This window comes from Pseudoalteromonas rubra, assembly GCF_001482385.1.
GTDB lineage: Bacteria > Pseudomonadota > Gammaproteobacteria > Enterobacterales > Alteromonadaceae > Pseudoalteromonas > Pseudoalteromonas ardens.
Window position 1 is genome coordinate 3962962 of record NZ_CP013611.1, and the last position, 24531, is coordinate 3987492.

At 46.2% G+C, this 24531-nt stretch carries 13 protein-coding genes and 1 pseudogene; 9 read left to right on the plus strand and 5 right to left on the minus strand.

What is annotated here, in order from left to right:
* Positions 1–131 precede the first annotated feature (131 nt).
* From AT705_RS17090 to AT705_RS17110, 5 genes are all read left to right on the plus strand, one after another.
* The gene (locus AT705_RS17090) at positions 132–1064 is read left to right on the plus strand and encodes a chemotaxis protein CheV (protein ID WP_058797481.1); all 933 of its coding nucleotides are present in this window, start codon (positions 132–134) and stop codon (positions 1062–1064) included.
* Positions 1065–1081: 17 nt separating this feature from the next.
* The gene (locus AT705_RS17095) at positions 1082–1915 is read left to right on the plus strand and encodes a CheR family methyltransferase (RefSeq protein WP_058798041.1); all 834 of its coding nucleotides are present in this window, start codon (positions 1082–1084) and stop codon (positions 1913–1915) included.
* A 187-nt stretch (positions 1916–2102) separates the two neighbouring features.
* Positions 2103–2354 carry a hypothetical protein gene (locus AT705_RS17100; RefSeq protein ID WP_058797482.1) on the plus strand — a complete coding sequence of 84 codons (252 nt, stop codon included), beginning with the start codon at positions 2103–2105 and terminating at the stop codon, positions 2352–2354.
* A gap of 579 nt (positions 2355–2933) precedes the next feature.
* Positions 2934–4394 (plus strand): hypothetical protein, encoded by a 1461-nt coding sequence (locus AT705_RS17105; RefSeq protein ID WP_157576828.1) that lies wholly within the window; start codon positions 2934–2936, stop codon positions 4392–4394.
* The gene (locus tag AT705_RS17110) at positions 4378–15921 is read left to right on the plus strand and encodes an RHS repeat-associated core domain-containing protein (protein WP_157576830.1); all 11544 of its coding nucleotides are present in this window, start codon (positions 4378–4380) and stop codon (positions 15919–15921) included. The genes AT705_RS17105 and AT705_RS17110 overlap by 17 nt, the downstream gene beginning before the upstream one ends.
* Positions 15922–15954: 33 nt before the next feature.
* On the opposite strand, the gene AT705_RS17115 is transcribed toward AT705_RS17110, so the two are convergent.
* Positions 15955–16869 (minus strand): IS5 family transposase, encoded by a 915-nt coding sequence (locus AT705_RS17115; RefSeq protein WP_058795072.1) that lies wholly within the window; start codon positions 16867–16869, stop codon positions 15955–15957.
* Between the two features lie 176 nt (positions 16870–17045).
* Here AT705_RS17115 and AT705_RS17120 point away from each other — a divergent pair, with 176 nt between their 5' ends.
* A complete protein-coding gene (locus tag AT705_RS17120) occupies positions 17046–17672 on the plus strand; it encodes a hypothetical protein (protein ID WP_058797485.1) in 627 nt (208 codons plus the stop codon).
* A gap of 253 nt (positions 17673–17925) precedes the next feature.
* On the opposite strand, the gene AT705_RS17125 is transcribed toward AT705_RS17120, so the two are convergent.
* Positions 17926–18354 carry a hypothetical protein gene (locus AT705_RS17125; RefSeq protein ID WP_058797486.1) on the minus strand — a complete coding sequence of 143 codons (429 nt, stop codon included), beginning with the start codon at positions 18352–18354 and terminating at the stop codon, positions 17926–17928.
* A 141-nt stretch (positions 18355–18495) separates the two neighbouring features.
* Entirely contained in the window at positions 18496–19236 is a 741-nt protein-coding gene (locus tag AT705_RS17130) for a substrate-binding periplasmic protein (RefSeq protein WP_058797487.1), read from the minus strand.
* 332 nt (positions 19237–19568) lie between these two features.
* On the opposite strand from AT705_RS17130, the pseudogene AT705_RS25730 reads away from it, so the two are divergent.
* The 3 genes and pseudogenes from AT705_RS25730 to AT705_RS17140 form a co-directional block, all read left to right on the plus strand.
* Positions 19569–19696: pseudogene (locus AT705_RS25730) on the plus strand (transposase); the annotation flags it as partial.
* Between the two features lie 111 nt (positions 19697–19807).
* Complete coding sequence (locus AT705_RS17135; protein ID WP_058797488.1) at positions 19808–20677, plus strand: helix-turn-helix transcriptional regulator; 870 nt, start codon at positions 19808–19810, stop codon at positions 20675–20677.
* 78 nt (positions 20678–20755) lie between these two features.
* A complete protein-coding gene (locus tag AT705_RS17140) occupies positions 20756–22150 on the plus strand; it encodes a S41 family peptidase (protein ID WP_058797489.1) in 1395 nt (464 codons plus the stop codon).
* 69 nt (positions 22151–22219) lie between these two features.
* Here the strand turns inward: AT705_RS17140 and AT705_RS17145 are convergent, their stop codons facing one another.
* Together AT705_RS17145 and AT705_RS17150 are read right to left on the minus strand one after the other, a co-directional pair.
* Positions 22220–23104 carry an ABC transporter substrate-binding protein gene (locus AT705_RS17145; protein ID WP_237113743.1) on the minus strand — a complete coding sequence of 295 codons (885 nt, stop codon included), beginning with the start codon at positions 23102–23104 and terminating at the stop codon, positions 22220–22222.
* Between the two features lie 370 nt (positions 23105–23474).
* Positions 23475–24437, minus strand: a complete 963-nt coding sequence (locus AT705_RS17150; protein WP_058797491.1) for an aspartyl/asparaginyl beta-hydroxylase domain-containing protein — start codon at positions 24435–24437, stop codon at positions 23475–23477.
* Between the last annotated feature and the right edge of the window lie 94 nt (positions 24438–24531).

Sequence of the window (24531 nt, forward strand, 5' to 3'; positions counted from 1 at the left end):
GACTATGCTTATGGGGTGAAACAAGGTATAAAGATTTTGCGTGATTTGCCTCACCGCTTCAAGGGCGACTTTGAATGGTAGAGTACAAGCAAACATTGTTCCGATAAGCAGTTTTATAGCAGGAGAATGACATGGCAGGTATTTTGGACTCAGTAAACCAACGAACGCAGTTGGTGGGTCAAAACCGACTTGAACTTTTACTATTTCGCCTCAGAGGGCGTCAACGCTTTGGGATCAATGTATTCAAAGTAAGAGAAGTATTACAGTGCCCACCCCTGACGGCAATGCCCAAGTCCAATGCTTTCATTCGAGGCGTTGCACACATTAGGGGACAAACTATTTCCGTGATAGACATGTCGTTGGCTGTCGGCGGACCACCTATTGAGAATATCAAAGACTGCTTCATTATTATCGCTGAATACAACCGTTCGGTGCAGGGCTTTTTGGTCGGTGCAGTTGAACGAATAGTGAACATGAACTGGGAAAAAATAATGCCACCCCCTTCCGGCGCGGGTCGTTATTCCTATCTGACAGCGGTGACTGAAATCGAAAATGAACTGGTAGAGATCCTGGATGTAGAAAAGATCCTCAACGAGATCTGCCCGATCAATACTGAGGTCAGTCAGGAAATTGTCGCTGATGGGGAGATGCAACGTGACCTTGGTGAGCGTATCGTCTTTATTGCCGATGATTCTGCGGTAGCACGTAATCAGGTTAAACGTGCATTAGAGCCTTTGGGCGTTCAGACTGAGCTGGCCAAAAATGGTAAAGAAGCCCTGATCCGGTTAAAAGAGATTGCGGAGATGGACTGTCAGAATGACGTCACTGAGCGTGTAGGCTTACTGATCTCAGACGTTGAGATGCCTGAAATGGATGGATACACCCTCACCGCCGAGATAAAAGCGGATCCTAAGCTGGCGCCTTTGCATGTTATTTTACATACTTCATTGAGTGGCGTATTTAACCACGCAATGATCGAAAAGGTCGGTGCTGACGACTTTATTGCTAAATTTAACCCGCATGAATTGGCAACAGCCGTGAAGAAATGGGTTCATTGCGATTAATTAGTGGCGGTAATACTTTGGAAAATAAACACTTAGAACAAAGCGAGTATGATCAGTTTCGCACTTTTTTAGAACAACAGTGTGGGATTGTACTGGGCGACAATAAACTGTATTTAGTGAAAAGCAGACTGGCGCCTCTGATGTCTCGTTTTAGCGTTGACTCTCTGTCAGCTTTGGTGAGTAAAACGCTTAGTCCCCACGAGCGGCAATTGCGTGCCGCCGTTGTGGATGCGATGACCACCAACGAAACCCTGTGGTTTCGCGATCAATATCCTTTTGAACTGCTCAAGACTAAAATATTTCCTGAGTTTAAGGACCTGCGTCGTCCTGTTAAAATTTGGTCTGCTGCGAGTTCTTCCGGACAAGAGCCTTATTCAATAGCCATGTCTGCCAATGAATATCAGACCACTAATCCCGGTGCGCTCAAAATGGGTGTGCAGATTGTCGGTACTGATATCTCAAATACCATGCTGGATATGTGTAAGAATGCAGAATATGACGCGCTGGCACTGGCACGTGGCCTGTCACCGGAACGCAAGAAAAAGTTTTTTGCAGACAGTGGCAATGGTATGGCCAAAGTCAATGAGCCTATTCGCCGTATGGTTAATTTCAGGCATTTAAATTTGCTTGATTCCTATGCCTTACTGGGTAAGTTTGACGTGATTTTTTGTCGTAACGTACTCATCTACTTTTCGCCAGATGTAAAGGCGAAGATCATCAGCCAGTTTGCTCAGGCACTTAACCCAAATGGGTATTTGTTCCTGGGAGCCTCTGAATCTATGGCCGGTCTTAACAACGACTTTGATATGCTGCGTTGCAATCCCGGTATTATTTATCAGAAAAAATCGTAATATTTTCGACAGGTCGCGCAGAGCGGCCTGCTTATTTCTGTAACCTCAACCAAACCTCTCCAAACGATCTTACTACAGCCTATAAACTGCGATAGTGAATATCACCGACATGCTCGCCCGCTGTCTTGCTGAAAATAAAGCAGATATACTAGAGTACATGATGTATTGCCTCTGTGATCCCTGAACTATGGCGAAGCCAAACAAAAAAGGCCCTACCAGAACGGTCGATATTTTCTGTGCCAAATGTAAAGCACCGCTGTATAAATACCGCAAAGGTGGAAAAGGCGCACTGGTTAAGTGCTTTAAAGAGCGAATTGTAACGGATCACACCGAGCAAGGCGGCCTGTGCCCGGGCTGCGGCACCGAGTTTGCCCGGGACACGCTGGTCCGTGGCACCCCTGCATTTAAAATGATTGGTGGCAAAGTCTTTTTTAAATAATCACAGGTCGTGGCACTTGCATGTTTTGATATCTATGGGTAACTAAGCAGCCAGCCATTGTTGGTGCCATTTTTTTGGAGTTTTCATAAAAAGGCCGATGTAGCCGAAACCAATCGCACCACTTCCAGAGTGAGAATGCCTGCCTGGCCTGCTCAAAAGAGGGGAAGCAACTCGCTGTGACCACAGATAACACCTGTATGCCATGCCCAGACTTTCCCTGAGATCAGAACAAGCGGTAATAAAACGTAGTTTGTTTTCATTGATGTGATTGTATTTCCATGATCACAAACTCGGCCTTCTACTGTGCAGATGACCAGACATATTCAGTGTCTGGTTTTGATGGGTAGCTCAGCGATGTTACCCAGCTCTCTGTTTATTTTAACTGCGGTTACATGCTCAGCACGCCAGTTTCACTTTATTAGACGTATTAGTTGTATTTAATTTGTACAAAAGGTGGTTTTATTTACCAAAAGGTATATGTTTTTTCCTTTTGGTTTGTTTTGTTTATTATTTGTGATTTTTTGTTCCTGTTTCGTGTGTATAATTAACATAATTACCTTTTATGGAATTTGCACAAAGATGATAAGAGTGGTTTTGTTTCTATGGATGTCCTGCCCTTTATGGGCTATCGCGGCTAACAGTTTGCAAAGTGGGTGTAGTGATGTGTTTTCAGTGCAAAGCTTGGAGGCAGTATCACCAGGGTGCGATACGTCACGTCCTGCAACACCGCAATGGGCCTTACATGCCTATATCAGTGGTCAGACTCAGCTGAAGTGGCAGCCGGTTAGCGGCGCTACCTTTTATAGGGTAAACGCAGGGGTATCATACGTTAACTCTTCAGCAGCGAACATGACTCTGCCTGGCCATGTTAGCCAGGTTAAAGTAATGGCATGTAGACGCAGCAATTTTGGCGATACTTGTTCTTTCCCAATAACAGCCAAATTTATTGACGATTTGGCTAAGCCCGAATTTGATTTCCCCAGTGCTGAGCATTACACATTTATGCCAGATGATACGCCAGTACTACAGTGGCAAGTACGTGGCGCTTACCAGGTCATTTTGCAACATGGTAGTCAAGTTATAGCCGGGTCCTTACCCAGTATTGGAGAGAAAGTACTTTCTGCTGACACAGGTCTGCCCTACACCCTCATCGCCAAAGGGCTCTCTGGCGACACTGCCAAAACAGTTTGGCTGAAGAGTAAAGTACTGCTCACCAGCAATGAGCCAGCGTCCTCCCGTAAGATAGATTTAACGGCGCTGGGCATTAACATTGTGACCAGAACTTTATTGCCCATTGGCAATGAGCAGGTGGTATTTGTCGATGAATCAAACATGCTTCATAAAATTAAAGTGCAAAATGGCGACCCTCGATTGATACAGTCTGAACCTTTGTTAGGTAAGACTGTAAACCGGCCATTATTATTCAGGAACAAGATATATTTTGGCTCAAGCAACATTGATGGCACGGGGGCAGCGTGCGTACTTAATGTCTCAGAGCCAGGCTCGATGATATGTCACCCTACACAATTTGCAATCATTGCAAGCCCTGTTGCTATCAGTAGCTATCGCCTTGGTGATGACGATACGTATGGGGCATCTCAGGATCGAACTTTGGGCGTCGAGAGCAGCATCGTATATGTGGATTTTAAAGGGAACACCATTGAGTATAGCGAAGGGCTTACCCGTGTGCGTCAACGAGGCCGGCTTCCTGGGGTGTTACTTAATCAGCCAATTATTTCAACACCGGCTGTTAACTATCGTGACAGGTCTTTGTTTTTCCAGCATTTATCTTTGGCAACACCAAGCGATAATTATCTGATCTCCAAAGTTTCTTTTGCAAGTGCTGCGCAAGGAAATGACACTTTTTCTCAACCGCAATACCTATTACAGGGTGACAAAGAGGTTTATACAGAACAGCCAAGCAGAGAGTTAGAGGAACGTATCCTTGCTCAGGATAATACTGTTCATTCAGTACCGGAAGCAAATATTACACTGGAATGGACTATTGAACAGGGAGTGGGTGATGCACAGTTTAACTAGGGTATACATGTATTTTATATCATGTGTTTTGCTGCTGTTGTGGTTGACGCCGGCTTTTGCCAATGTGGCCACTCCATCATTTACAAACAACCCGGGCAAGTTTTATCTCTTCTTAGCTGAGAAGAAACAGCTCTGTACACAAGGTGGTTTAACAGTGCAAAAGGGTTATGCAACACCTATGGTGCTGTCATTTATTGATCCTGAAGACAGGCAAACGGTTGGCGCCAATTATTTTGAGCTATCGATGAGAAAACCTAGCGGCAGTTCGGTTACTGTGCTTCCCGAGGGCAGTGGCATGCATTTTGATTATGACTTCTCCGAGCAGGAGGCGGGGTCGTATCGTCTAATGGCCAGATATCGATACAATGTTAGCGATGAGCTGGCGCTAGAGGTTCCAGATCCTTGGTTTTATTGTGGTTATCTTATTGATATTGTTAAAAAAACAGTGCCTGCAGTCAGTGTTTCAGTACTCCGGCAGGATGACTATGACAGCACTGTTGATTTGGAGTATTCGGTAAAGGATGAGGGAAGTGACGTTAAATCACTGACAGTTTGTGAATTCGAGTCGCCCAGAGTGTGTGACCATTTAAAGACTGAGACTGATCCAGAAATGAATAAGGTTTATAAGTTGGGGGCGCAGTCTGTTTCAGTGAGTAATAGTAAACGGTTCAGGATCAGCGCCGTTGATAGCTTCGGCAATGTCGATAGCGAAATAGTAGAAGTCGCGGCCACGGTAGAGCGTGACCAGAACTCTGAGGTATTCGTCAACCTGTATCACCCTGACGGCACTGAACTGAATTACACCGCTTTCCACAAAGACAGCACAACGGTTAATGCGAAAGTGACAATAACGGATCCGGATTCACAAAGTTACAATTGGCCGAAGGCGGCTGAATTGATTACTGGCGGTACCAGCAAGACTTTAGGGGCTGGAAAAATCAAAGTCGGTAGTAGCCTTAAACAGTACGATTGCAATTTTCCATCATCCTCTGTTACTTGTGTTTCCACGGGTCTGAAAATACAGGAGAGTAAAACGCTAAAGGCAGAAGCCGGGGGAGGGACTGCCAGCCGTACAATAAAGATTGCTAAACGCCCTGTTATCTCTGGTTTGCGATTAGATAAAGTGTATGCTTTTCAGGGAGAGCAAGTACAGGTTGACTTTCGACTGGCTGATCGGGTTTTGGATATCAGTGATCTTAAGATATGTGTTGTAACCCGAAGTTCACAAACATTAGAGCATTGCCCACAATCAGACCTGACCTTGTTACCGTCATGTGATAAAAATATCGTCCAGGGCGGTGAAGTGATGACCTGTCGTGCAACCTTTGAGGCGCCAGCCAGCAATCCTGCCGGGTATCAGGTTTATGTGTCTGTTTCCGATAGTGATATTACTGATTGGTACGCAACGAGTAAGTTGGATTTCATCGTCGTGCCCTTTGCGGGCATCATGATTAAAACACTGTCAAATAGCATCGAACACCCATTTGCACGCAACTCTACTCAGACCATAAAGGTAGGTGTTGGCCGGCTGAGCGCAAGTTCTGCAAGATTACAAAAAATTGCGCTGCTGTTTAATGATACTGAGGTGGCCACAAAACAACTGAATTGTGAGAGTATCCTGCCACAAGCGAGCGATCGGCAGCAGATGACAGAATTTTCTGTCGACTGGCCAATCGATAGTGCTCTTCCGGAGAAAATTGACCTAAAAGCAAAGGCCTGGGACTGTGCGCCAGAGCCAAATACAGTAACAACGGCAACGTCAAAGCCATTCTATATTGCACCAGTTGTACTGGAAGTGCCTCAGGTTGACAGTGTCAGCTCTGATGGAAGATACGTGAAAGTGAAGCTTAAACGTATTGAGCACGCTGCGTCTTATGAAGTTCTACAGAACGGTAATAACAAAAAGGCTACAATCAGTGCTTCAGCACTTAACCTGGAGGCCAGGTTTGAACCCGGTGCGGGCTACGCATTTACTTACTGTGCAAAGGCGTTTGGTACGGGCAGTGTTGAACCTGTGATTGGTACTGGGGAACATTGCAAGAGCCTCCTTCATAATTATCCTGCGCCGACATTTAAGGCCATTTCAACAAATCAGTTTAATGCATATACATTGTCGTGGTCAGACCGTAAAGGAAATGAGATCTTCCATCTACTACGGAGGAAAAAAGGCGAGTCGCTATGGGGCGAGTGGCAAGAGATCGTATCGCAATCAGCAGTCAGCTTTGCTGTTAACGACTTAGAGCAAGGTGTCTATGAATACAAAGTACGTGCGTGTTTTTCTGTCACCGGAGCACAAGAGAGCCTTTGCGCAGAATCCAATTCAAAAGAGATCCGCCATATGCAAGCGGCTCCCAGCTCTGCGCGCGTTGGTTTTAACTGTACTAGCTGTCCTATAACAATCAATGGTTTGTACTTTAGTAAACAAGCAAAGGTTGAGCTTAAGCCTAATAAGAATGGTGGCGTTTGGCGCTCATTGAATCAGCCAATCATTGCATGTAAAGAAACAAGTTGTGAGATTAAGGCATCGATCTCAGGTGAACTGCTGCAAAGTTATTACAACGGTAATGAAGGACTTCTGGTTCGGATTAGCAATTTTCCTCCCAATTCTTCACAAAACACGCTCACCATTTCAGTTAATGATGGCGATTTACCTATACCAGCTGTACCCAATGTTACTGTAGAAGACATAGGTGACGGGCAACTACAACTAACAGTGGTACCCGGTACTGACGATGTTGATGTGGTTTCTTACAATATTTTTGAAAACGGGGCCGACCAGGCACTCGTGAGTATTAGCCATAATGCAGACTCTTTGACCACTAATATTTCTAAAACACATGATCATCATGGACATGACTATAGCTACTGCGCTCAGGCTGTGAACAAGTTCGGTAAGGTAAGTTCTATTGGTGATAAGGAACAGTGCTCCGGCGTAACGCTTCACTATCCTGACCCGGCACCTGGTGTCGTGTTGTTTGAAGACATGAATCGCATTCAACTTAAATCTTATAAACTTAAGTTGAAAGTGCCTTCGGATGGCCTAAAAAATAAAAAGTACCAGGTTCAGTATTTTGACAGAAGAGCATTTCGTGCCGAATGGCAAGATTTAACGCCTTTAACAGACTCCACTCAGTTTGAAATATCAGCGCCGCGCTTAGGGGTAATGGATTATCGAGCGCGTACATGTAATAGACATAATATATGTACAGATGGTGCAAATATCACCATTGAGCACCCTAAAGTGATTATTAGCAGTGTTGAAATCAATGGTTCTTGTGGAAGTAGTTGTGTGCGTATTCGGGGTCTGAATTTTTCCAACCCTTCTACCGTATCAATGCAGCACAATGTTACCGCTGTGCCATTTGAGCATGGTGAAGACAAGGGTATTCACACGGTTAGGTACATCAGTGATCGCGAACTTCATGTCGATGTGGGTGACGAAGTAATTAAAGCTTATACCAATGGTGGTATTGTTGTTTCGGTTGCCAACGGTATCAAAATCGGCGCTTCACGACCTTATCTTGCTGACAACACACATCAGGATGACAACGATCATAAGTTTACTAGTCCAGTCTATAGTGCATCAGGTGTGCTCTATGCTGCCTATGACAATAAACTGTGTGCACATGACCAATACGGGTTTGCTGAGTGGTGTAGAAGCGCAGGTGCAAAGATCAGTGCAAAAGCGGTTTTATCTTATGACAGTGCGGACCGGGATGTGATTATGGTGGGGGCACATGATAACTTCGTGTATGCCTGGAATCACCAGGGTGAACAAATATGGAAAACTGAAACGCGCGCGCCGATTTCGGCTGAAGGGCTTGTTGTAGGGCGTCCGTTTAATACTGCTGACCTGTTTGTTGGCGCTTTAGACGGTGCGTTATATTCAATGACTGCTGAAACCGGGCAAGTTAATTACCTTTATAAGCTTGGTACCGGTATAGAAGATAAGCCCTTTTTGGTTGGTAATAGTGAAATCTGGGTTAAAACCAAAGACGGTAACATTACCATTATTGATCGTAATGAAGCAGGGCCAGGCGCTCTCAAATGGTCAGACTTACAAAGTTCACCGCTTTTAAATGCCTTTAACTTGGTGCAGGCAGCTGGCTGGGCACCGTCAAGCAGACAGCCACATTTACATACGCTGCTTAGATTGGGGTATGTGATTCTGGGGCGCGATCTGAGTCGCGAAGAATTATCTTTTCTTGCCTACGCATTGACGAACAATGTGACCTTAATAGAAATTGCCAATGCGATGCTCGACACCGTTGAGGGGCTTTCCCGGCTCCCGGAAGCTAGCTCTACTGATACGTTTTATCGTTCTGTAAGTGAGTTTTTGTATCAGGAAAATCAAGATGCTCTTGCGGGCAAATCACGTCAAAAATGGTTGAGTGAGTTAAACACACACTTAACCCGGGGTGAGTTTATTGTCTATGTTGTGAGTGAACTGAACGCAGCAGCTCGCTTTCATCAGGTAACCAGCAGTACTCTTTATTATTACTATGGGTTTTGCCACTTACACAATCGTTGTGAAGAGCCTGTTGACAGTGATGGTGATGGGATCAGCGATCAGGCAGAGCGTATTTTAAAGAGTAGTCCGATAGATCCTCGTGATGGACTGCTTGAGGCCCCCGCATTGTCTGGCAGAGCCATAGGCGGCGATATCGTTTTTAGCATGTCTTACGGGCGCGACATTACAGTGTTTGAGTTGTCGGATTTTGCCAGCAACACTGGACCCATCATCATTAACGCAACGGGCAAAACGGCCGAGCATAGCCTGGTCCGGCGAAATGGAAGTCATACTTTTAATGTACGTGCGTGCTTGGATATTGAGCTGAGTGCTGGACAAGTTGAACGTGCCTGCTCTGCGCCATCAGCAGATGAAACGGTCGTTGTCAATGATAGCCTCCTGGAAGTGCCAGTAAATCCAATCGCTGCGAGTGTAACCAGGGCTGGTTATTCGATACCTACAACAGAACAGTCACAAGCGCACGAAAGTTATGCTGTGACGCCGGGCAGCTTTAGGGTGAATGAACAGGGGGCGTCCACGTATTCGGTGCCCATTAGTCTGCCAGAAGGGGTTGCGGGTGTTACACCTGAGGTCGCACTGAACTATAACAGTCAGCTGCCAGAAACCATGGTTGCAACAGGCTGGTCGTTGTCTGCGGGGTCTGAAATCAGTCGTTGTCGACAGACACAGGCACAGGATGGCCAGTTTAAAGCAATTAACCCCTTCGATCAGGGCAGTGATCGTTATTGTCTGGATGGTCTGCGCCTGATTATGACCTCGGGCGAAACGTCGGACCAATATGATGGTGTTGTCGGCTCAACTTATCGAACTGAGATTGATAGCCAGCTTAGAGTAACCATAGAGGAAGGTGTTGAACCCTATACTAAACAGTTTGTTGTACAGGGGAAAGATGGCAGTAAACGGGTTTATGGTGGTACTAAAAATAGTCAGGCTGGGGGCAAGGTGACGCCGTCCCGCTGGTTACTGCGTAAAAGCATGGACAGTGTCGCTGCCAACCGCACTTTAGATGGTTCGAACGTAGTGCACTACGAATATATGCACAATACTCAAGAGTCAGATATACCCGGTCAGCTGGAGGTGGTGCTGAGCAAAATTAGCTACAGTAACAACGAAGTGCGCTTTAGTTATCAGGCCGGTCCGGCCCGGCGAAATAGCTACAGCATCGAGGCTGTCTCAGTTGCGAGTGTGGAGCGGGCACAGCTAACGGCAATTGATGTGTATAACCACAACAAATCACAACTCAGGCACTACGATCTGGACTTCTCTCAGGCGCAAAACGGCACACGTCAGTTAATGTCAGTCAGAGAGTGTACGGATGATTCTGCACAAACGTGTAAGCGTCCTGTGACCTTTACTTACAACGACAGCCCGGGAGCTCAACGGTTTGTAAGCTACACCGAAGTTGCTTCGGGCGGTCGCATTGTAGCGACAACTCTGATGGATTTAGACGGTAATGGCTTGCCGTCTACGGTTGTGCTTAAACGCTATCACAATTCAAATGGCAGCCATGCACTTTGCGTGATTGATTACAGCACAGGAGAGCTATGTCAGGACATAGCAACCGATAATTCATCTGACCATGTGCAAATTCAGCCCTTTGATCCGGATGGAGATGGCACCCAGTCATTATTGATCAACACCCGCGCGCATGACTCTGCGCAGGGGTCTGCTATTTGGCGTGTGTTTGACTACGATAGCTTAAATAGCCAGTGGAGCTACCGCACCATTAACGGAATGAATGGCGCTCGTAAAGTCAGGGCTGCGGACATCAATGGCGACGGGTTTGATGATTTCATTTATCTGAGCCGTTACGGCAGTACCGGTGGTGGTGGCGGTGGTGGCATACAGCCTAATACTGCTGAACCCAGCGCTATGTCGACGGCACCGCTGCAGCTGTGGGTACGATATAATAACAGTGCTAGTCTGTTAATGGCACAATCGCGTGAAGTTGATGTGGCAATGGGTTTTCAGTATCCCCAGCAATTGGATGCCAACACCCCCTGGTATCTGGCAGATGTGAATTTTGATGGTCTGGCTGATATTGTCACTTCAGCCTGCCCCACCAGCGGCTGTGAGCAACAGGGTAAGTGGGACACCATTTACGTGTTATACAATGAAATAGACGCTTCAACGGGTGAGCAGAGTTTCACTGTGGGTGGTTCGCAACGTGTGACACACAGCGCATTACAGCTCATTGATATTAATCAGGATGGTTTGTCTGATTTTCTTTATAAAAACGAAGACAACAAGTGGACGGTTGCCGTCGTAAGGCCTTCTTTATTCAGTGGACTACGCTTTGATGGACAACCTCAGGTTTTGCCAAAACCACAACATGGTTCTATCTCAGGTGATAGCTTTCATGTGTCTCCCATTATAGGTGATGTCGATCAAAATGGCATATCAGAACTCTATGTCGTGGGGACCGAAATGGACAGGTATCAGAAGTATGCTTTGTATCGCTATGAGTGGCAGCCTGAAAGCCAAACACTGACGCATAGTAATAGCTCAACAGACATCTTCTCGCTGGATTTTGTGCCCCGATTTCAGGCTTACGGATACTTCAGTGATTATGATCTGGATGGTGCGGCAGATCTGATCCTCGCTGAACCGGGCCAGATACGGGCTTTTCACCAAACTACCCGTTCGGCTTTCCCCGGTTTATTGAGTACTGTTACGCAAGGGTTTGGCACGAAAACCAAGGTCCAGTATGGGCGGATGACAGATCCAAGCCTGTACATTAAAGGGGAACCAGAAAGGACCCGCGCGCTAGAGCAACAAAGCGGCCAGCGGATCATTGACCTGATTGGCCCGTCTGTGTTGGTTGAGCGGGTGGAAACCGAGGCAGAAGATACCCGCAGTAATGTGAGTGATCACACAATTACTGTGCGTTACAAGTACGCTGGCGCACGCATGCAGTTCGGTGGTCGGGGTATGCTTGGTTTTGAGTCTTTGACTACCAGCACCTATAAAGGGGGGCATACGTTTAAGACGACGACTGAGTACCAACAGGCGTTTCCGTACATTGGCATGCCAGAACGTACAACCAAAACAATGCACAGTAGTAGTGGTAGCTACTTACTTAGCAAAGCCATGAATCAGTACGCGAAAATATCCACGCCAGCTGCTAACGGTTTGAGGTATTACGCAGTATACAATGGCACTGCACGAGAGTGCAGTGCCCGGGTTGATGCACAATACAATGGGGATATTAGTTATGGTGTGGCGGGCTATACCTGTAGTGAAACAGACATGGAGCAGGATAAGTACGGTAATGTGCTTAAATCGACTACCTCAACCTACAACAGTACGGATGCAGAAGCGTTTGTTAGCAGCGGCCCTGCAAGTAAGTCGGTTCAGAGTAAGCACATAGTCAATCAATATTATACTGGTCTGGCGCTTCAGTTAGGTCGCTTAAAGAGCGCAGAAGTGACCACCAGGCGCAATGAAAGCGAAGAGGGAAAAATTGTTCGCAATAGCGCATTTACCTATTACACCTCTGGTGAACACATAGGCTTGCTGAAAGAAGAGGTTGTGGCATCTGAAGGCGGATGTGACGCATACCTCAAAACCACCTACAGCTACAACAGTTGGGGCAGTATTACAGGAAAATCGACTGGTGGGAAAAAGTGCTCAAATGCGGACGATGAGCCTCAAACGCGTACAACGAAAACGAAATATACCATTGATGGGCGATATGTTACGAGTACGCAAAACAGTCTGTTCACTGTGCAGACGGTACTGAGTCGCAATAAATTTGGCCAGGTTACGCGCAGTCAGAACACCGATGGCGTGATCACCACCTCTTACTACGACGCGTATGGTCAACAGGTTGGCCAGCATCAGGGAAGTGGATCGCAACAGAGCACGCTGATGCAACACTGTCCGTCGGATGCGCCTTTGCAGTGTTTTGTAATGCAGGAAAAACGAGTGAACGCAGAGCTGTTATCCAGAACCTATCTGGATAAGTATGGCCGGACATTGGCCAGTGAGCGCCTCTCACCTGCCGGGATATGGCTGCGTGCAACCTCAGAGTATGACAAGTTCGGCCGAGTGGTAGAAGTAAAACCAGCGGGTCTGGAAGCACAGCTGAGCACTTATGATGCCTTTGACCGTATCGTGTACAGTCAGGATACCCAGAGCAATTTGAACACTTTCGTCAGCTTTGATGGTCTGACCACGACCACTTTGGTGAATGGAGATATTGCTGGTGGCAATCAGAGTAAAACTGTGACGCGTAATGCGCTCGCAGAAGTGGTGTCGGTAACGGATAACAACGGCCAGACACTGACCTATACGCACAATGCAACTGGTCAGCTACTCAACGTGCGCTCTTCGGCAGACGGTGGCAGTGAATTGATCATTAATACCTACGATCCAGTCACGGGCCGTAAAACGAAAACAGAGGATAAAGACCGGGGAACCTGGTCCTATACTTACACCCCATTTGGTGAACTGCAAACTCAGACCGATGCCAATGGCGTTGTATCGACCTTTAGTTACGACGAACTCGGCCGCAAAGTCGGGTTGTCGACGAGCAAGGGGGAGACTGCCAGCTGGCACTATGATGATCAGAAACCACACCGCCTTGACCGTGAGGTAAGCGGCAACTGGTCCCGTCACTATGTTTACGACGCATTGGGTCGGGGGGTTGCCTCAGTCACAGACCTTACTGGCGCCAGTCAATGTGCCAACAAGGTAACTTATTCTTCATCGACCAGTGATATCAGATTCACAGACAACAGTCTGGCCAATCCGGTTGAATCCGGTTGTGTGATGCAGTTGACCCAGTTCGACCAGTACGGCAGGGTGTGGCAACAGTTTGATGATTACCGCCGCAGTAACTCGGGCCAGTGGGTTGAAGCTCGCGGCCAGCGTCTGGTCTATATGGCGGGACAGGTGACCGAGAAGTACGAAGCCCGGGAGGGCCAGAATGGCAAGCGCTATTATGCACTGGGCCAGCAGGACAGTGCTGGACGTACGACCAGCTATTTCAAGGGTCACTTCAGCATGCAGCTGGGTTACGCACAAAATGGCAGCCTGAAAACACTGGGCACGGATGGTGTTCACGGCCATATTCAGCAGCATACCTACACCTTTGATGGCATGGGCAATCTGACCAGCAGACAGCTAACAGGAGAGAATGAAGCCACAAAGTTTGCTTATGATAAGTTGAACCGGGTTACCTCGGTGAATGGCTCCTTACACTATCAATATGATGACAACGGCAATCTCACTCATAAAGATGGCTGGACGCAAGTCTATGGTCAGGATGGAGATCCTTTGCATGCACTCAGTGAGCGCAGTAAAGGCACTCAGACGGAAACCTTTAGCTACGATGCTAATGGCAACGAGACCAGTGCCACTATTTACCTGCATAGTGTAGGCACCACGCGTGATATCACCTATAGCGGGCGCAATAAAGCCACCCGTATTAAGGTGGGTAATGCCACCACAGACTTTGCGTATGATGCAAACAACCTGAGGTTTAAGCGCACCGAAGGCAGTAAAACCATCTTTTATGTTGGCAATCTGGAGTTGGTAAAAGATACCAGCCAACCCGAAGCTGAAAAATATCTTATCCGTCGCAGTATTAATGGGGATGCCATTCAGACTTACTATCCGGGAGGTAAGGCATCATTGCAGTGGTTGTTTACCGACCATCAGGGATCTGTGGTGGCAATCGTAAACGGAGACGGTAAATTCCTGAAAAGGTACCGTTATGATGTTTTTGGCAAGCAGTCGGAGATAGTCAGAGAGCCAGATAATGTAACGGATAAACTTTATTGGGCAGAAGAAACAGGTTTGTTGCTTCATGAGGTGCCGGCCAATATGCGAAGCTACACCGGCCACGAACCGGTAACCTTTGGGGGGGACAACCGCATCATTCATATGAATGGTCGGATCTACGATGCAGATACGGGTAGGTTTATGCAGGCAGATCCGGTTGTTCAGGCACCGAGTAACATCCAGAGTTACAACGCATACAGCTATGTACTGAACAACCCGCTTAGCCGGATAGATCCGAGTGGTTATGTTTCTTGGAATCCGTTTAAAAAGGTTCAGAGGAATTTGATCCGAGGTGCTGCGAAAGTGTTTGGGGCTGAAGCTGTCAATATTGTGGGTAGTATTGCTGCGTCTTTCTGTGCACCTTCCTGTTCAGCTTACTGGAGTTATGAATTCACCCGGGCGATGGGGGGATCTTCTTCTCAGGCGTTTAGAGCGGGGATGATTGCGGCTGCTACTTCTCAGGCATTCAAGGCAATAGGTAACCACTTCAACAATTTGGGTAACTACAATGCTTTCCATGTAAATAGCAATCTATTGACGAAGTTTGGTGGCAACCTATTGACCTCAGGCCAAATCGCTGCACAAATTACAGCGCATGCTGTTGTTGGGGGGGTATCTTCCGTTTTGAGTGGCGGCAAGTTTGGTCATGGATTTGTGAGTGCAGGTGTGACTAAGGGAGCCGGTGGCGCGTTCCTACCAGGCGGCGCTGGCCTAAGTGCTACCCAGATAGCAAAAGGTACAGTAGTCTCGTCGATTATTGGTGGTACAGTTTCGGCAATTACTGGAGGTAAATTTGCCAATGGTGCTCGCACTGGGGCCATGCAATATTTGTTGAATCAGGTTAGGGAAAGCTGGAAGCAACGCTTTAATGGACTAAGCCCTGAAAGCAAAAAGTCTGAAATTGTTGAGCTTACAAGAAAACTGGCTGGGACAGCTTCCAATAACGTTGATATGTCTGGAGCGGTTTCCACTGAATTACCTACGTGGCTGCATAAAATGGTGCGAGGGTATAAAATTCACAGAGAGTTCTCAAACTTAATTGACTCAACGGGTATCGATGATTATAGAGGAGAAGGACCAAGTTATTTACTTGGTTTTGAAACCCCGTGGGGAACTTTGAACTCTAGTCGACCGGATGCAACTTGGGGGCCAGAAGCGGAGCCACATTTAGCATTTGAGCTAAAAACGGGTTTACCAAGGCCTTGTTGATCAAATCCAGATAACTTAGGTAACACCGAGATTTCAACTGCTTCCCTGATATTCAGGCATACCTAGCCTAGTCATTCTATTGAGTACTTTCACTTTGATCATCGCTTCAGTGTGTTGCTGATTGAATCCACGACTGACCAGCTTGTCACCCATTAGCTGTTTGTATCGGTACATTGCCGTTTCCGCCAGTGAACGTTGATGGTAGTTCACACATTTTTTCCACTCACTGCTGCCTATATGCTTTGTTAAAATGACCGCGCTGTTGCGAGCATGTCCATCCTCCCACAACTGTGCGTTACTCCTTGGTGGGATCACTGCTTCGGCCTTTTTAGCTGCTACTTCGGCATAACAGCCTCTGGTATCATAGGCACCATCTGCTTTAACTGAGCTGATCTTCCTGCGCAATGGTCTGAGTAGGTCACCCAAAACTTCTGAATCAGCTACAGACACTGTGGACAACTCAGCGCCTACGATTTGGTGCGTATCTGGATCAACTGCCAGGTGTAGCTTTCGCCATGTTCGGCGCTTGTTTGCACCATGTTTTCTTGCATGCCACTCACCATTTCCGTACACCTTCAAACCAGTGCTATCAACCACAATATCAATGCCTCCGGATGCACTGGAGTGTGGCCTATAGCGAACTGCCAGCTCTGCACTACGCTTGCACAAACAACTATAAGTTGGCGTATCCAAATCAAGCTTCATCATTGATATTAGTGACGAAACAAAACCCTGTGCAGCTCGAAGAGACAAGCGAAATACAGCCCGCAAAGTCAGGCAGGTCTCAATTGCCAGTTCAGAGAAATGATTAGCCCGGCCTTTACCGCCGTGATGTTGCGTGTTGTTCCACTGTTCAATCGCGTCCTCGGAAAACCAAAGTTGGATGTTACCTCTGGCGATAAGGGCTTTGTTGTATTCGCGCCAGTTGGTGATACGCTTTTCTTTCAAAGTTCAGCCTCTGTGTTTGCTTTCGAGATCTGATCACATAAGGCTAAATTAGTTCAATGATTTAGGAAACAACGCCGTTTACCAATACTCTACCCATATCAAAAGCTACAATATCAGAGAAACTTGCCCAGCTCCACTGAGTTGGTGTTGATTATGCCTGCGACAGGTGATTAGGAATGAAAAAGAAAATTATTACACAATTGACGAAGAACACAGATATATTTTCGGCAAGTTTTAAGAAAGATAAAACTTGGATGTTAGTATTCGACCCATCAACTAAGAATGTAAGAAGTGGGGTTGGATTTAGTGAGTACTCGTCAGGTACAAAGTTTTTTTATTGGGTTTTTCCTGATGTTTGCTTTCCGTTTATTTTCCCTTACTCTCTACTGGGGGATGTAGATGTTTCAGACACAGATAGGGCTCACTTTTTGGGTAAAGGATCTAGTCCGTCAGAGAGCGAATTGATTGACTTCATTTTGGATAAGTGCAAGCTGGTTAGGGAAAGCTTAGCTTTGGATTACACAAGTTTGGTCGAGTTTCTATCTGCCAACTATGATAGATTATCCAGTTTCGAAAAAGCTGATTATATTCTCCTTAGGTTTTATATTGAAAGGGATTTCATGTTAGTAAATGAAGCTGAAAAATTAGTTCCAAAGCTTAATCCACACAACCCTAAAACAATTAAATTTAGAGATTTTATTCAGCTGCTAAAGTCTCAGGAAGAATCCAAGATTATTAATGAAATAGAGTTGTTTAAGATGGAGAATGAAAAAGTTTGGCAAGCTCATTTTTTCGAAAACTAATAGTTGTTGCTAGCGAAGTGTTAAACACTAGGCCCTAATGTATTAAGCTACTAGGGGTTCTCTGTTTCATCCAAAGAAAATATAAAAGACACCCAATCTAAAGCCCCAGACATCCGCCGGGGCTTTTCTGTTTCTGGTCGTATGTCACCGATTTTTTGGTCACATCGGTTTGACCAGTGTGGTCGTATCCATCGACCTCGTGGTCCGCAGGGAGTGTGATATACACATGTATATATTGGTTTAAGCGACCAGGTTAGCCGGGTTTGCGTAACCAAGTGGGCGGTGGTCTTCGACCACTTCGGTCAAGTGTGAGGACCATCTTATAGTTCACTCGTGTTATGCAAAACCTGGGAGGGAGCGGCATCTGGCAATGCTTGGGGCGGAGTGTGTTCAGTTGCTCACAAAGCCACCACAGCCCTTTACCGTCATTGGTTACAGTGTATCTTTCATCTGTCGCAATATTTCTAACTTCTGCATTGATTTGATTTCTGTCTGATTCAAAAAATAGCTCGGCAAACTTAAAATAACTCTGGTCTTTTCTGAGCATAAAGGCAGAATCAAATATTGATTCTGTGACACTTAGCTTTCCTAAAAGGTTTTCAAAATGATACCCTTTAAAGTAGTGTGCTGTATCTTGTTCAAATAATTGAGCCAGGTCTTTATTGTTTTTTATAGCATCCAAAAGCGCATCTCTGTGTTTAAAAAAAAGGTTACATGGACACGCACCCTAAAGTGGCGTGCGTAAGATACGCAAAAATTTATGGATGGGAGTCTCCTAAAAACTCTCCTAAAAACTCTCCTGAAAACTCGTGAATATAAAAGATTAGTTGTGAGCGATACCACTGTCTTTCAGCCATGCCTTCACTTTCGGGCTATGGTAATTTTGCTTAAACTTAGTTAACCAACCTTCTTGTAACAGAGTTACGGTAATGGACTTAAGTTCTCTAGCCCGAGAAGCCAGTGGACTCTTTTTTGAGATCTGCAACCAAGGGGTGCGCTCCGAGACCACAAAAGGTTTACCCAGTTGATCGACAATTCCGAGTTTATCAGCAGCATACAAGATTGGACTCAACGGCCCGATAACCGCATCAACTCTGCCCTTACTCAGCAATGCTACTGCCTGTGCAATATCCAAAGTGAAATACTTTTCAATCCTGGGGTCCTGATCAATGGCATTACTAAAATTAGCCCCGCGTAAGTAGGCAACTTTCTTGTTCACAAGATCGTTAGGGTGAGTAATGCTCAACCCGGCATCGCCAATCACAACATTGGTCAAGCTGGGCAGAGGCTGAATAAAATAAACGTCATCAGCCAAATGCTGGTACCGGTACATAATTGTGATGTCAGCCTTGCCGCTCCTTAAGTCTTTAGAAATCCTGGCGTAAGGCGCTACCTCCTGAATGTAGGGTACATGCAGCTGCTGCAAAATAAGATCTAAGAAATCATAATAAACGCCTTTGTATTCAAGACTTTCGTCAGCTTGGGACTCAGCAATCCCATATGGAGCAACAGCGATTGCACGCGCCTTCAGCTGTGTTTCTTGTGCATATGACTGTGGTGACAAAAGCGCCCCTAAGCAGATAAATATTACACTTGAATAGATAACTGAACTCAACGTTATTTCACTCCATTTGAGATATAAAAATAATTAAATTAGTTAGTTAGTTAGTATACCTACCACATGAATACAGCTGATTAAATTATATTCAGAGCCCGCGTTTTTCACAAATCAAAATATAAATTTACTCAGCCTGTTTATCGCAACAGAGAAGAGTAACTTCCCTATTTACCTTTAGTGACGACCGTGTTGTGTTTCAAGGGCACCCCCGAAACTGGTGTGCGGAATGTACTCCCTCTACCTTAAGGTGATACTCACTAGGTTGAGGGTGAGAAATTATGCCAATGGCAAAGAAGAGACAGGTCAGCTTATCAGGCACTAAGTACTACCACTGCATACCCCAGTGTGTTCAGGGGCATTTTGGTGCGCTCAAGAGCGCGTCACAGGCAGGTCTTATGAGCATCGTTGACGGAATTGCTTAGATCTTTACTGCCTCGTATAAAAATACAGGCTGGTATACAGGTGCTTTAGTCTATTAAGATAGCAGACAACAAGAATGTATTGATGCTGTAAAACAATGGAACAGTCAGATTATAAAGAGCGCTTGCCACCCGGCTGGTTATCTCCTTTTGTTGAGCCTTTTTGGGTCCGGCGGGTATCTGGCTCGGTCTCATTCTTTCCACAAGGCGTGTTTGAATTATTGTTTCATAGTAAGCCATTGACCTACTCATCCGCTTTTCATGAGCCAAAAACCGTCCGCGCAGGGGTCAGTCTTGTAGGGCAACAGCTATCAGCTTATGAGATTTCGAGCTTGCAGCCACAGTGGGTGTTAGGCGTGAGACTCAAACCTTTTGCTTACTTTCAGCCACAGCAGTTAGCGGCCTCAGAGGTTAAAAATACCATTGAAAGTATGCAATATGTGTTTGTCGAAAGTCGGGAGCTAGAATCATTACTTTTGAGCTTAAATGCCTGGCCAGAGCAGTTGCAGGAAGGGCAGTTTGAGAGTGCCTTGACCAAGTTAATGCCCTGGCTCAAAAGGCTGTTCTATAACCATGATTTTGTTTTTCCTGAGTTGTTAAGGGCGAAAACAAATACCATTCTTGATGCGCGTGGCAATATACAAGTTGCAGATATTTGCCAACAGTTTGAGATCAGCAAAGTCACTTTACGCAATCACTTTGTGTCAAAAATTGGTGTGTCACCTAAAGAGTTATGTAAAGTGTGGCGGATGAATAGCTTTTTACTCAATGCATCGCACAGTCATGGTGATCTCACAAGTTCAGCGCTGATATCCGGGTATTTTGATCAGGCTCATTTAAATAGAGAGTTTAAGGCGGTAATTGGCCAGACTCCGAAAGCTTATTTAACGGCCCAAAGCCGCTACGACAAACACCAGTCATCTCAGGTGGTTTACAGTCGCTTTATTGGCCACTATGACCCTTTTTAAGGCCTTTACTTTTTTACAATTCTTTTTCGTCAATAAAGTTAAAAATAGGGAAAACAAACAGTACAGTGAGTTTAACCTATGAGTCCAAAACACCTATCAACAGCCGCGCTCGCATTATTATTGGGGTTGGTCGTTGCACCATCACAGGCAAATGCGATAACACAAAACGAAAAACAAGCCGCGATAGAAAAAATCACACAGTTGATGACCGAGCATTATGTTTTTCCAGAGGTCGCAACACAAACCAATGATAAGCTATACAAGGCATTTCAGTCGGGTCACTTCGCGTCAGCACAAGACCATAAATCATTCTCCAAAGCCCTGACCGAGTGGTTGAGAACAACAGCAAAAGACCGTCACTTAAGGGTGCGAGCTAACCCTGTGGGTGAAGAGGTGAGCGGAATTGAGTCTTCGATACGAGACAACTTACTCAAGCCGGCACGACACAAGTTTTTAAATTACGGCGTCCTCTCCGCGAGTGTATTAGAGAACAATATTGGCTATATAGATTTACGTTCTTTTTATCGACTGGCCGACAGTAAACCTTATATTGATGCGGCAATGAAGCTGATGGCAAAAACCGACGCTGTGATCATTGATTTACGAAAAAATGGCGGGGGATCACCGCGAACTGTCCAATACTTATGCAGCTACTTTTTTGATGAAAAGCTGCTGCTGAACAGCCTGTATTTTCGAGAGGGCGACGAGACAACTGATTTCTATGTGCTGGATGAAGTTGATGGTAAGAAAATGCCTGATGTTCCTTTGTATGTGTTGACCAGTAGCAAGACCTACTCTGGCGCAGAAGAATTTAGTTATAACATGCTGACCAGAAAGCGGGCGACGCTCGTAGGTGAAACAACAGGCGGAGCCGCCAACCCAGGGGGGATGTTCACAATAAATGATGAGCTGCGTATGTTCATTGCCACAGGCACAGCCATCAACCCGATCACTCAAACAAATTGGGAAACCGTAGGCGTAAAACCTGATGTGGCTGTTGGTGCTGATGAAGCTCTGGATAAAGCGGTTGAAATGGCAAATAAGGTAGTTGAGGCCAACTGGTTAACTGAAAAGTCCAGAAGAGAAGTTGAGACGGATAGGTTGTTTGCTTTACTGCAAAAAGTAAGGCAGAGCGATAAATCTCCGTCAGACGCCAGGTCTGCTTATGCCGCTAAGGTCTCAAAACTGGTGAAGCAATTACCTGAACCAGATCGGGTCATTGCCGAAATGGCGTACGAATATTGGGATAAAGAGCCTAAGTACGCTGTGTTTCTATTTGATATAGCGGTGCAACTGAACAATCAAAATATGTACTTTTTCGCCTATTGGGCCAGAGCGCTCGCCAAGCTTAACAATATGCATCAGGCAAAAAGTGTTATTGAGCAAGGATTAAAGCTGGCGACTGATAAGGAAGACAAAGACATGCTACAAGACACATTAGCTGAGCTTGAGCAACCCGTTGTCGGGCTTTAGTTGTCACCCTCTTTAGCAGGTAACTTGGTCATTAGCAAAATTATAGCGCGGCTATTGTCGCGCTGATTGCTAGTTCAAACAAGCAGGGTCCAGCCAGCGTGTAATTTCAGGGGCGTATTTGGTTTGCCATAATTGGGCTGCTTGCACTTCTGTATGTCCCTCTACAATGGACATGGCCGACGCGTCAGCAATCATGTTTTGTGAAAAGTTGACTTTCTTTAGCAGGTTATAAATACAAGGATAAGTCTGCTCCAGGCCTGGCCAGCCTGCTTTTCTCAACCAGCCTTGTTGCGGATTACCGCAGTCATTGACCAGATTACGGTTGATACCCCAGCTGGCTTCGGTCTCACAGGCTTTTTCATATGCAGGAAACTCAACAAACTGTCCGGGTCGGTAAAAGTCCGTCCAGTTTGGAGTCCAGTTTATGAGTACAATTGGCTGGTTGCGATCACTGGCTTGCTCCAGTTTCTGCCAAAGTTCTGCTTCATTACTGAGGCGTTCTATCGTAAAGTTCAGTCCTAATGCGCGTATTAAATCTGCGTCCTGATAATCCCAGTCAATTGTATAGAAGGTGCCTTTCGCCTCTCCTGGTCTGGCTGAAAACAAGGGGGCACATGTATTGAGCGCTTTCCAGTGGGGAAGTCCGGGGCAAAGCGCCGCGACATATTCAGGGTACCACCATTCCTCCCGGGCCATCGCGTCATGCATGCCTAAATCGACAATATGTTGGTTATCCAGCATTCTGTAAAATGACCCTGCCGTGGATTGCTGCCAGACCTCAATCTGAAAGTGGATTAGCCCTTTTTGCATTGCTCCCCATTGATCTCGCGCAGGCATATCGCGGTAGCTGACGGCAAAGCCATAGCGTTTGATTATGTCACCGACGGCATGTGACAGTACGCGTTGACTTGCCCAGTTGTTCAGCGGAATAACAATCTCGGATGATTTGTTCATTGCCAATGCGGGGCCCGGTAGTAAACAAATGATGAAACCAAGTACCCAATGGATAAATGCCCTAATTAGACCAACCTGTGCTGGCTGCTCTGCGGGTTTTTCAGTGCGCATTATTGATAAACAACTTTTCTAACATTAAATAAGTATAGAAGTGATTAGTTTAATGACCAAAGTAATGTCCCCTCCGGGGCAAAATGGAGTGCCTGCTCACGTTTGGGTTCCGGGGGGATTTATCACTCGCATTGTACTTAGTAGCGACTCATGACATGAGTGTCATTATTTGTATCTCCCTAAAGCGCGCAATATTCTAGGGGGGACTGGGACTTGCGGACACCCACATAAATCAGCAATCCGCATCTGGTAAAGGCACCTAACGAACTACCGCAATTAACAACCTAAAAACCAAGGTAAGTACCAGAAGTAGGATACTGATCAGGCTAAGGTTGACCAGCCACTTCAGCGGGTAATAGAGCCTGGGGTTGGTTTTTTTTAGCCTTTTTGCCCGGTTTAACGTGGGCATGAGGCGAGCAAATAGTCGGTTAAATGGCCCGGACTGATCGCCCGGTAAATTTGGCACGAGTAACAAGCGTACAAACTTTTTATAGAGCCAGTTAACCGGGCGGCCCAGTATATTCACCGGCCGGTCGATATCGCACATCAGTATCAGGCGGTATTGTCTGGTGTCGTTTTTCACGTAGTGCAGGTAAGTTTCATCAAACATAAATGCGTGACCATTGCGCCAGAACGCCCTTTTTCCGTCGACAGAAATAAAACAATCGGGATCGTTCGGCGTGTCCAGCCCCAGGTGATAGCGTAAAGAGCAGGCAACCGGATCCAGGTGACGGGTCAGCTGGGCATTCGGGGGCAACAGGGTAAACATGGCACCGTTCACACTGGGGATCGACTTTAAGAGTGCAACGGTATTGGGGCACAACGCTTTAGCGGAGTGGAGTGTTTCGCCGTACCAGGTGCAGTAGAACTTACTCCAGCCATATTTGTAAAATGTACGAAAACCGACATCATAATAGCTGGCGTTCTCCTGCGCAGTCGTCTGAATAAACTGGCCGCTGGCCATTAACTGTGACGCCTCGGCGGCAATGACTTGCCAGTTATCCTGTAGCAGCTTCAGCTCCGGGTAATCATCCACACTGGTAAAGGGGGCACGCGCACGTCGGCGAGATGTCATATAGAGAAAAACATTTAACGGCGCAAAAATAGGCCAGCCTTTACGCAGATATTCATGCACAGTTGCAAATCGCGCACAGCCCCGGAAACGGTAGACGTAAATCATGGCACAGACACTCAGGAACAGCAGAAATAAAATAGGCATCATAGGTTTTAGCCTGATCAATTAAAGGAAGTCTCAGCGTACCCATTTAATTGTCGACGAAGTGTCAATGCCTGGTTCGACATTTCATTGACATTCT

Bases quoted from the DNA above. Each gene is read 5' to 3' on its own strand.
- AT705_RS17090 (WP_058797481.1), top strand. From the start codon at position 132: ATGGCAGGTATTTTGGACTCAGTAAACCAACGAACGCAGTTGGTGGGT.
- AT705_RS17100 (WP_058797482.1), top strand. From the start codon at position 2,103: ATGGCGAAGCCAAACAAAAAAGGCCCTACCAGAACGGTCGATATTTTC.
- AT705_RS17105 (WP_157576828.1), top strand. From the start codon at position 2,934: ATGATAAGAGTGGTTTTGTTTCTATGGATGTCCTGCCCTTTATGGGCT.
- AT705_RS17110 (WP_157576830.1), top strand. From the start codon at position 4,378: ATGCACAGTTTAACTAGGGTATACATGTATTTTATATCATGTGTTTTG.
- AT705_RS17120 (WP_058797485.1), top strand. From the start codon at position 17,046: ATGAAAAAGAAAATTATTACACAATTGACGAAGAACACAGATATATTT.
- AT705_RS17135 (WP_058797488.1), top strand. From the start codon at position 19,808: ATGGAACAGTCAGATTATAAAGAGCGCTTGCCACCCGGCTGGTTATCT.
- AT705_RS17140 (WP_058797489.1), top strand. From the start codon at position 20,756: ATGAGTCCAAAACACCTATCAACAGCCGCGCTCGCATTATTATTGGGG.
- AT705_RS17145 (WP_237113743.1), bottom strand. From the start codon at position 23,104: ATGAACAAATCATCCGAGATTGTTATTCCGCTGAACAACTGGGCAAGT.
- AT705_RS17150 (WP_058797491.1), bottom strand. From the start codon at position 24,437: ATGATGCCTATTTTATTTCTGCTGTTCCTGAGTGTCTGTGCCATGATT.